The organism is Streptomyces sparsus, assembly GCF_054776295.1.
This window is the reverse complement of record NZ_BAAHCA010000093.1, coordinates 1-10,143: the sequence shown is the minus strand read 5'-3', so window position 1 is coordinate 10,143 and position 10,143 is coordinate 1. Positions and strand designations below refer to the sequence as shown.

6 protein-coding genes and 2 pseudogenes are annotated in these 10,143 nt (G+C 73.0%); 5 read left to right on the top strand and 3 right to left on the bottom strand.

Annotation, left to right across the window (positions count from 1 at the left end; translation table 11 throughout):
* From ACYVE9_RS08000 to hemB, 4 genes and pseudogenes are all read left to right on the top strand, one after another.
* Positions 1 to 490: pseudogene (locus tag ACYVE9_RS08000) on the top strand (glutamyl-tRNA reductase); the annotation flags it as partial.
* A complete protein-coding gene (hemC, locus tag ACYVE9_RS07995; RefSeq protein WP_461027035.1) occupies positions 477 to 1,466 on the top strand; it encodes a hydroxymethylbilane synthase in 990 nt (329 codons plus the stop codon). The pseudogene ACYVE9_RS08000 and the gene hemC, both read left to right, overlap by 14 nt.
* Entirely contained in the window at positions 1,463 to 3,157 is a 1,695-nt protein-coding gene (locus tag ACYVE9_RS07990; RefSeq protein ID WP_461027034.1) for a bifunctional uroporphyrinogen-III C-methyltransferase/uroporphyrinogen-III synthase, read from the top strand. The genes hemC and ACYVE9_RS07990 overlap by 4 nt, the downstream gene beginning before the upstream one ends.
* On the top strand, positions 3,154 to 4,149 hold the full coding sequence (gene hemB, locus ACYVE9_RS07985) for a porphobilinogen synthase (RefSeq protein ID WP_461027033.1): 996 nt from the start codon (positions 3,154 to 3,156) through the stop codon (positions 4,147 to 4,149). Before ACYVE9_RS07990 ends, hemB begins: the two co-directional genes overlap by 4 nt.
* A 78-nt stretch (positions 4,150 to 4,227) precedes the next feature.
* Here hemB and ACYVE9_RS07980 read toward each other — a convergent pair whose 3' ends face one another.
* Entirely contained in the window at positions 4,228 to 5,700 is a 1,473-nt protein-coding gene (locus tag ACYVE9_RS07980; protein ID WP_461027032.1) for an FAD-binding protein, read from the bottom strand.
* A gap of 203 nt (positions 5,701 to 5,903) precedes the next feature.
* Entirely contained in the window at positions 5,904 to 7,670 is a 1,767-nt protein-coding gene (gene argS, locus ACYVE9_RS07975; protein WP_461027031.1) for an arginine--tRNA ligase, read from the bottom strand.
* 197 nt (positions 7,671 to 7,867) lie between these two features.
* Between argS and lysS the strand changes: the two genes are divergently transcribed.
* Positions 7,868 to 9,622, top strand: coding sequence for a lysine--tRNA ligase (gene lysS / locus ACYVE9_RS07970; RefSeq protein ID WP_461027030.1), 1,755 nt, complete (start codon positions 7,868 to 7,870; stop codon positions 9,620 to 9,622).
* Between the two features lie 145 nt (positions 9,623 to 9,767).
* On the opposite strand, the pseudogene ACYVE9_RS07965 reads toward lysS, so the two are convergent.
* Positions 9,768 to 10,143, bottom strand: a pseudogene (locus tag ACYVE9_RS07965) (DUF2637 domain-containing protein); the annotation flags it as partial.

Here is a 10,143-nt window from a genome sequence, read left to right as displayed (position 1 = left end):
ATCTCTGCTCGACCTCGCCATGCCCCGCGACGTGGACGCGGCCGTGCACCGGATCCACGGCGCGCGCCTGGTCGACATCGAGTCGCTCGCCGAGGCCGCCGCCGACGCCCCGATGGCAGCCGACGTGGACGCCGTGCGCAGCATCGTCGGCGACGAGGTCGCCGCGTTCGGTGCCGCCCAGCGGGCCGCGAAGATCACCCCGACCGTGATCGCGCTGCGCACCATGGCCTCGGACGTCGTCGCCGGTGAGATGGCCCGGCTGGACGGGCGGCTGCCCGGGCTGGACGCCAAGGAGCGAGCCGAGATCACCCAGACCGTGCGGCGTGTCGTGGACAAGCTGCTGCATGCCCCGACGGTGCGCGTCAAGCAGCTCGCCGGGGAGCCCGGGGGCGACGGCTACGCCGACGCACTGCGGGAACTCTTCGACCTCGATCCCTCGACGGTCGCCGCGGTAAGCAAGCCGAACAGGAGCGGCAATGAGCGCGATTGAAGGCCCACTGAGGTTGGGCACCCGCCGCAGCAAGCTCGCGATGGCCCAGAGCGGGCAGGTCGCCGAGCGGGTCCGGCAGCTCACCGGCCGTCCGGTCGAACTGGTGGAGATCACCACGTACGGGGACGTCTCCAAGGAGCAGCTGGCCCAGATCGGCGGCACGGGGGTGTTCGTCTCGGCGCTGCGCGACGCACTGCTGCGCGGTGACATCGACTTCGCCGTGCACTCGCTGAAGGACCTGCCCACCAGCCAGCCCGCCGACCTGGTCGTGGCCGCTGTGCCCGCCCGGGAGGACCCCCGGGACGCGCTGGTCGCCCGGGACGGGCTGACCTTCGAGGAGCTGACGGCCGGTAACGGGCGCACGGTACGGATCGGCACCGGTTCGCCGCGGCGGATGGCACAGCTCAACGCCTGGGCCAGGTCGCTCGGGCGGCGGGTGGAGACGGTGCCCATCCGCGGCAACGTCGACACCCGCATCGGGTTCGTGCGGTCCGGCGAGCTGGACGCCGTGGTACTGGCCGCCGCCGGGCTGACCCGGATCGGCCGCCTCGACGAGGCCACCGAACTGCTTTCGCCGGACGCGGTTCTGCCCGCTCCCGGCCAGGGAGCGCTGGCGGTGGAGTGCGCCGCGAGCAACACGTGGCTCGCCGCCCAGCTCGCCGGGCTCGACGACCCGCACACGCGGGCCGCCGTGACCGCCGAGCGATCCCTGCTCGCCGCCTTGGAGGCCGGCTGCAGCGCACCCGTGGGTGCGCTCGCCGACCTGCTTGTCGACGGGCAGGTTGTCAACGAAATGCGCCTGCGCGGGGTTGTCGGTACCACCGACGGCTCGGCGCTGGTGCAGCTGTCCGCCACCGGTCCCGTGCCGGCGTCCGAGGAAGAGGTGACGGTCGTGTCCGAACGGATGGGCCGGGAACTCGCCGACGCGATGCTCGCCAAGGGTGCAGCCGGTCTGATGGGGGAGCGAGCACTTTGAGCCCCACCACCGCCCACAACCCGACCACGCCGACGGTCGCGACTGCTGCGGCAGCCGTCAACCGGCATCTGTACGGCGCGCACGGACACGTCACCTTCCTTGGTGCCGGACCCGGAGATCCGGGACTGCTGACTCTGCGCGCCGTGGAGGCGCTGGCGCAGGCCGACGTCCTGGTCGCCGATCCGGAGGTCCACGCCGTCGTGCTGACCCACGCCAGGGCAGGCGTGGACGTGCCTCTGCAGGCAGTGGACGACACGGACCACGAGACATGCGCCACAGTCGCCGGTGCAGCAGATCTTGTCATGGCGGCCGCGCGCAACGGCAAGCGGGTGGTCCGTGCGGTCGCCGGTGACCCGGGGCTGGACGCGGACGCCGCCCAGGAGATGCTGGTGTGCGCCGCCGAGGGCATCACCTTCGAGGTGGTGCCGGGCGTCGCCGCCGCGGTCGGTGTGCCCGCGTACGCCGGCGTGCCGCTGCGCGACGCGCACGGCACCGACGTGCGTTTCGTGGACGCCCGCACCGCCGACGACCGCTGCTGGACGGAGATAGGGGCCAGCGACGCGACGGTGGTCATGTCCAGCACGCTGGAGACGGTGACGTCCGCCGCGGCGGAACTGGTCGCCGCCGGGCGCAAGCCCGACACCCCGCTGACCGTGACCGTCGCCGGCACCACCACGCGGCAGCGGACCTGGTCGGCGACGCTGGGCACGCTCGCGCAGACGCTGAAGCAGGCCAAGGTGCTGCCGTCCGCGGACGGCGGTCAGCCGGTGATAGCGGTCGTCGGTGAGCGCAGTGCGCCCGCGCAGCGCGACCAGCTCGCCTGGTTCGAGTCCAAGCCGCTGTTCGGCTGGAACGTTCTTGTGCCGCGGACCAGGGAGCAGGCGGCGTCGCTGTCCGACCAGTTGCGCTCCTACGGCGCGGTGCCCGCCGAGGTGCCGACCATCGCCGTCGAGCCGCCGCGCACCCCGCAGCAGATGGAGCGTGCGGTCAAGGGCCTGGTCACCGGACGCTACGAGTGGATCGCGTTCACCTCGGTCAACGCGGTGAAGGCGGTCCGGGAGAAGTTCGAGGAGTACGGCCTGGACGCCCGGGCGTTCGCCGGGATCAAGGTCGCCGCGGTCGGCGAGCAGACCGCGCGGGCCCTCGTCGAGTTCGGTGTGAAGCCGGACCTGGTGCCCAGCGGCGAGCAGTCCGCCGCCGGGCTGCTGGAGGACTGGCCGCCCTACGACCCGGTCTTCGACCCCATCGACCGGGTGTTCCTGCCGCGCGCGGACATCGCCACCGAGACGCTGGTGGCCGGTCTGATCGAGCTGGGCTGGGAGGTCGACGACGTCACCGCGTACCGCACGGTCCGGGCGTCGCCGCCGCCCGCCACCACCCGCGAGATGATCAAGGGCGGCGGTTTCGACGCGGTGCTGTTCACCTCGTCCAGCACGGTCCGCAACCTGGTGGGCATCGCGGGCAAGCCGCACAACGTGACCGTCATCGCGTGCATCGGCCCGGCCACCGCGAAGACCGCGGAGGAGCACGGGCTGCGGGTGGACGTGCTGTCGCCCGAGCCGTCGGTGCACCGGCTCGCCGAGGCGCTCGCGGAGGTCGCCGAGCAGCGCCGGGCGGCGGCGCTGGAGGCGGGCGAGGCCGTCAAGCGGCCGAGTGAGAAGCGGCCGACCCGGAGGAGGGCGCGTTCGTGAACCGGTACGGCAGCTTCCCGGCGGCACGGCCGCGCCGGCTGCGCGGTACGGCGGCCATGCGCCGCATGGTCGCCGAGCACCGGCCGCACCCCGCGGACCTGATCCTGCCGGTGTTCGTGCGGGAGGGCATCAGCGAGCCGGTGCCGATCTCGTCGATGCCGGGTGTCGTCCAGCACACCCGGGACACCCTGCGCAAGGCCGCCGTGGAGGCGGTCGAGGCGGGCGTCGGCGGCATCATGCTGTTCGGGGTGCCGGAGGTGAAGGACGCCGTCGGCAGCCAGGGCACCGACCCGGACGGCGTTCTCCAGGTGGCGCTGCGGGACGTGCGGGCGGAGATCGGCGACGAGCTGGTGGTCATGTCCGACCTGTGCCTGGACGAGTACACCGACCACGGCCACTGCGGGGTGCTGGACGCCGGTGGCCGGGTGGACAACGACGCCACGTTGGAGCGGTACGCCGAGATGGCCCGGGTGCAGGCGGACGCCGGTGCGCACGTGCTGGGGCCCAGCGGCATGATGGACGGTCAGATCGGGCACGTCCGGCGCGCGCTGGACGAGGCCGGGCACGTGGACGTGTCGCTGTTCGCGTACACCGCGAAGTACGCGTCGGCGTTCTACGGGCCGTTCCGGGAGGCCGTCGGCTCGTCCCTGAAGGGCGACCGCAAGACCTACCAGCAGGACCCGGCGAACGCCGCCGAGTCGCTGCGTGAGCTGTCCCTGGATCTCGCCGAGGGCGCGGACATGGTGATGGTGAAGCCGGGTCTGCCCTACCTCGACATCCTGCGCACCTTCACCGAGCAGGTGAGCGTGCCGGTGGGCGTCTACCAGATCTCCGGTGAGTACGCGATGGTCGAGGCCGCCGCGGAGAAGGGCTGGATCGAGCGCGACCGGGCGGTCCTGGAGACGCTGACCAGTTTCAAGCGGGCCGGAGCGAGCCTGGTGCTGACCTACTGGGCGACCGAGGCCGCCCGGTGGCTGACCGCCGGACGCTGAGACGCCGCACGGCTCCCGGCGACGCAGCACGACGGGCCGTACGGGTGCGTGGGGGCGCGTCGGGGTGCGGGGGAGGCCTCAGAAGACGTGCTGGCCGGGTGTCAGCAGGCCGTCCGGGTCGTAGCGGTGGCGGGCCGTGCGCAGCCGGTGCCACGCCGGGCCGAAGTGCTCCTCCCAGTCGGCCGTCCCGAACGGGATCGAGCCGACCGGGTACTGCTTGCCGCCTGCGGCCCGTACCGTCTCGTACGCCTCCCGGTTGGCGGTGACCAGCCGTTGCACGGTGGCCTCGTCCTCCGGCGGGCAGGTGCGCAGCACCGCCAGCAGGTACGGCACCGGGTCGTGGGGCATGCTCAGCATCGGGGCGTGCAGCCGGTCGCCGCTGAGCGGGTAGAGCAGCACCACGCCGGCCGGGCCGACGTCAGCCGGGGTGAGGCGGGACAGCAGGTCCGCGGCCACCTCCGCCACGGAGTCGCCCGGCAGCAGCAGGTTGAGCCAGGGGTGCGCCTGGTCCCACAGGCCGGCCTGCTTGAGCTGGGCGACGACCGGACCGAGCCGGTCGACGAAGGCGTAGTAGCCCATGTCCTGGGCCGAGGCACCTGCCGGGTCGTGCCGCAGACCGGCCAGCAGCCGGGTGTCGTCGGGGGCGGGGCCCGCGGGTGGGCCGTAGGCGACGGCCTCCAGCAGGTAGGAGCGGAACGCGCCGTCGCTGTCGGTGGTGACCTGGCCTTCCAGGTAGTCGAACCTGCGCTCCTGCGCCAGGGTGCGCTGGTCGGCCAGGAAGGTCTCCAGGTCGGTGTAGGGCAGCAGGTAGTGCCGGACGGTCTGCGGCGCGGGGACCAGGCGCAGCGTCGCGCCCACCACGACGGCGCACTGGCCGAGCCCGGCCCGCACCGTGTCGAACAGGTCTGCGTGCCGGGTGGGGGAGCAGCGCACCTCCTCGCCGGCGCCCGTCACCACCCGCAGTTCGGTGACGGTGTCCACCTGCGCGCCGTGGCCGTGCGTCTGGCCGCCGATCCCGCCGACGGACAGGGTGCCGCCCACGGACAGTTCCACGTAGTCGGTGAACACCGGCGGGGTGAGGCCGTGTTCGAGGGTGGCCCTGGCGACGTCGCTCCACTTCGCGCCGGCGCCGACGGTGACCGTGTCGCCGTCGACCGGCCCGATGGCGTCCAGCGGCGTCGTCTCGATCACGAGGCCGTTCTCGACCTGGCCCTGCCCGAAGGTGGCGTGGCCCTGGCCGCGCGGCGCGACGGGGATGCCGTGCTCCCGGCAGTAGCGGATCATCGCCACGACGTCGGCGACCGAACCGGGCCGCAGCACGGCCGCGGGCCTGCGGTGCACGATGTGGCCGTAGTCGTCGGCGGCCGACGTGCGGGAGGCCTCGTCGGTGAGCAGCGTGCCGTCGAGCGGCGGCGTGTGGGCGAGGTCGGGGCCGGGCGGCGGACCCCCTTCGGTGGCCCAGGCCCGAGCCGTCGGGTCGAAGCCGATCACCACCGCCGCCGCGGCCATGCTCTGCAGGACGGTGCGACGGGTCGGTTCCGGAAGGTGCATGCGGGGTTCCTCTCGACGACTGCGGTGGGCGGACGTCAGGACGGTAACCCGTGACAGGCGCCGTGAGAACGGCTTCGCGCAGGCCGGAGCAAGTCCGTGCCGCCACCGGCGACGGCCCGAACTCCTCTGGGAGTCCGGGCCGTTGACTGCCGGTGCGGGTCGGGGGCGTCCCCGCGGAACGGGCGGGGCCCCGCCGGGGTGCGTCAGAGGCGGGCCGGGGTGCGGATGCCCAGCAGGGCCATGCCGCGGTGCAGGGTGTCGGCGGTCAGCCGGCACAGGAACAGCCGGTTCTCCACCGTCGCGCGGTCCTCCGCCTTCAGCACCGGGCAGTGCTCGTAGAAGCCGGTGAAGTGCGACGCCAGCTGGTAGAGGTACGCGGCGAGCTTGTGCGGCTCGTAGCTCTCGGCCACCGCGGCGAGCGTGTCGCCGAACTCGTCGAGGTGCAGGCCCAGCGCCCGCTCCGCCGGGGCGAGCGGCAGCTCGGGGTGGGCGGTGGGAGCCACGTCGCCGGCCTTGCGCAGGATCGACTGGATGCGCGCGTACGCGTACTGGAGGTACACGCTGGTGTCGCCGTTCAGCGACACCATGCGGTCCAGGTCGAAGACGTAGTCGCGGGACATCGACGTGGAGAGGTCGGCGTACTTCACCGCGCCGATGCCGACCTGTGCCGCACGGTCGGCGATCTCCTCCTCGGTGAGGTCCTGGGACTTCTCCCGGACCACCTGTGCGGCGCGCTGCACGGCCTCGTCGAGCAGGTCCACCAGGCGGACCGTCTCGCCCTCGCGGGTCTTGAACGGCTTGCCGTCCTTGCCGAGCACGGTGCCGAACGCCAGCTGCTTCGCGGCGCCCTCGGGCAGCCAGCCGGCGCGGCGGGCCGTCTCGAAGACCATCCGGAAGTGCAGCGCCTGCCGCGCGTCCACCACGTACAGCAGGGTGTCGGCGTGCAGCCCGGCGACCCGGTTGCGGATCGCCGCCAGGTCCGTCGCGGCGTAACCGAAGCCGCCGTTGGACTTGCGCACGATGAGCGGTGTCGGGTTGCCGTCCGGGCCCTTCACGTCGTCGAAGAACACGCAGAGCGCGCCGTCGGAGCGGACCGCGACCCCGGCCGCCTCCAGGTCCTTCACGACCTGCTGGAGGTCGTCGTTGTAGGCGCTCTCACCGACGACGTCCTCGTCGCGGATCTCCACGTCGAGCTTGTCGTACACGGCCCGGAAGTAGACCTTCGACTCGTCGACGATGCGGCGCCACAGACCGTATGTCTCCTCGTCGCCCGCCTGGAGCTGCACGACCCGGTCCCGGGAGCGGTTCTTGAAGTCCTCGTCGGAGTCGAACAGCGCCCGGGACGCCTTGTACAGGCGGTTGAGGCGCGACATCGCCGCCTCCCCGGACCCGCCGTCCGCGGCGTCGGCAGGCGTCTCGTCCAGCTCGTGCGGGTTCTCGACCAGGTACTGGATGAGCATGCCGAACTGGGTGCCCCAGTCGCCGATGTGGTGGCGGCGCACGACCGTCTCGCCGCGGTACTCCAGGATGCGCACCACGGCGTCGCCGATCACCGTGGACCGCAGGTGGCCGACGTGCATCTCCTTGGCCACGTTCGGCTGCGAGTAGTCGATGACGGTGGTGCCGGGCGACTCGGCGAGCGGCACCCCGAGCCGGTCGTCGGCGGCGCGGGCCGCGAGGGTCCGCAGCAGGGCGCCGTCGGTGACGCTGATGTTGAGGAAGCCCGGACCGGACACCTCGATCTCACGGATCACGTCGTCGGCGGGCAGCCCGGCGACGACCTCGCCCGCGAGCTTCCTGGGATTGCCGCCCAGCTGCTTCGCCAGCGCCAGCATGCCGTTGGCCTGGAAGTCGGCCCGGTCGCTTCGTCGCAGCAGCGGGTCGGCGCCGGCGGACTCCGAGAGCGCGGCCGACAGGGCGTCGGCGACGCGCTGGTGGACGGTTGAGGCGAGGGAGGGGACCGAAGCCATGGATGCTGAGCCGTTCCGTAGCAGGGTGTGGGACCGCCCAGTATCCCACGGCCCTGCGGCCCCGCTCCGGATGGGACAATGGCCGTGGTGGGTCCGACGGCTCGGCCGCGGCTCCCGACCACCGGCACGAGCGCGGCGACGGCGGCACGGCCGCACGGCACCCGCGCACCCGTACACACGAGAAGGAAGTACCGGACGTGGCTCAGACCAGCCCCGAGGCCGATTGGGTCTCCCGTTTCGCGGATGAGGTCATCGCCGAAGCGGAGCGGCGTGCCCCCGGGAAACCCATCGTGTGCGCCTCCGGCCTCAGCCCGTCGGGGCCGATCCACCTGGGCAACCTGCGTGAGGTGATGACGCCGCACCTGGTCGCCGACGAGATCCGCCGCCGCGGGCACGCCGTCGAGCACCTGATCTCCTGGGACGACTACGACCGCTACCGCAAGGTGCCCGCGGGCGTCGACCCGTCGTGGGAGCAGCACATCGGCAAGCCCCTGACGTCGGTGCCCGCCCCGCCCGGCAGCGAGCACCCCAACTGGGCGGAGCACTTCAAGGCGGCGATGACCGCCTCGCTCGCCGAACTGGGCGTGGAGTTCCGCGGCATCAGCCAGACGGAGATGTACACCTCCGGCGCCTACCGCGAGCAGGTGCTGCTCGCGATGCGCGAGCGGGCGACGATCGACGCGGTGCTCGACCGCTACCGCACCAAGGACAAGGGCGCCGCGGGCACGGGCCCGGCCGCCGGGGGCAAGCAGAAGCAGGGCCAGAAGCAGGGGCAGAAGCCGGTGGACGCCGCCGAGCTGGCCGCCGCCGAGGGCTCCGGCGCGGCAGCCGAGGACGACGGCACGTCCGGCGCCGGCTACTACCCGTACAAGCCGTACTGCGCGGTGTGCGAGAAGGACCTCACCACCGTCACCGGCTACGACGACGACACCACCGAGCTGACCTACACCTGCCGCTGCGGCCACGGCGAGACGGTCCGGCTGAGCGACACGCACCGCGGCAAGCTGGTGTGGAAGGTCGACTGGCCGATGCGCTGGGCGTACGAGGGCGTCGTCTTCGAGCCGTCGGGCGTGGACCACTCCTCGCCCGGCTCGTCGTTCGTGGTCGGCGGACAGATCGTGCGGGAGGTGTTCGGCGGCGCGCAGCCGATCGGCCCGATGTACGCGTTCGTCGGCATCAGCGGCATGGCGAAGATGTCCAGCTCCAAGGGCGGCGTGCCCACCCCGGCCGACGCGCTGGAGATCATGGAGGCGCCGCTGCTGCGCTGGCTGTACGCGCGGCGCCGGCCCAACCAGTCGTTCAAGGTCGCCTTCGACCAGGAGATCCAGCGCACCTACGACGAGTGGGACGCGCTGGAGCGCCGCATCGGCGAGGGCACCGCACAGCCGGCGGACGTCGCCGCGCACGCCCGTTCGGTGCGCACCGCGGCCGGTGAGCTGCCGCGCACCCCGCACCCGCTGCCGTACCGCACGCTCGCCTCGGTCGCCGACATCACGCAGGGCGCCGACGACCAGACGCTGCGCATCCTGTCCGAGCTGGACCCGGAGAACCCCGTCACGTCCCTGGACGAGACCCGGCCGCGACTGGACCGCGCCGAGCGCTGGATCACCACGCAGGTCCCGCCGGAGCAGCGCACCCGGGTGCGGGACGAGCCGGACGCCGAGCTGCTCGGCTCGCTCGACGAGGAGCAGCGCGAGGGGCTGCGGCTGCTGCTGGACGGTCTGGACGAGCACTGGTCGCTGGACGGCCTCACCACGCTCGTCTACGGGGTGCCGAAGGTGCTGGCCGGCCTTGACCCGGAGGCGAAGCCGACCCCCGAACTGAAGGCCGCGCAGCGGGCGTTCTTCGCCCTGCTGTACCGGCTGCTGGTCAGCCGGGACACCGGTCCGCGGCTGCCGACGCTGCTGCTCGCGGTCGGCGCCGACCGGGTGCGCAAGCTGCTGGGCGCCTGACCGGGGCGCGCCCCGCGCCCCCCTCGCCCCCGCACCGCTCGTTCGTCCCCGCACCCTCGACGCCGCTCACCGGCGCCGGGGGTGCGGTGGCGTGTGCGGCGGGGTGCGGGGGTTCGGGCGGGTGCGGTTCGGGCGGGTCGGCGGGTCAGCCCGCGACGCCCATCTCGGAGTTGTAGCGCTCCCTGAACTCCCGCAGGTACGCCTGGAGATAACTCTCGCTGAGCTGGGTGCCGTCGCTGTTGCCGACGCCGAAGCGGCGGTGCAGCAGCCGGGAGAGCTGCGCGGCGTTGGGGAACGAGCTGTTCTGCGCCACCAGTTCGCGGTAGGCGGCGAAGTAGTAGTCCTCGCGCGGCACGCCGTCGGGAATGCCGACCGGCTCCTCCGCGACCACCGGTTCCGGGTCGGTTTCCGGCGCCTGGCCCAGCGCTCTGACCCGGTTCGGCCCGGAGGGCACGGTCACTCGCGGCTCGGGGTCGGGCCCGGGGTCGGCCTGCGGGGCGGACCGGGTGGCGGTGGCCGGC

Excerpts from the sequence above, each read along its gene's own strand:
- ACYVE9_RS07980 (WP_461027032.1), bottom strand. The coding sequence starts at position 5,700 with ATGCACCTTCCGGAACCGACCCGTCGCACCGTCCTGCAGAGCATGGCC.
- hemC (WP_461027035.1), top strand. The coding sequence starts at position 477 with ATGAGCGCGATTGAAGGCCCACTGAGGTTGGGCACCCGCCGCAGCAAG.
- argS (WP_461027031.1), bottom strand. The coding sequence starts at position 7,670 with ATGGCTTCGGTCCCCTCCCTCGCCTCAACCGTCCACCAGCGCGTCGCC.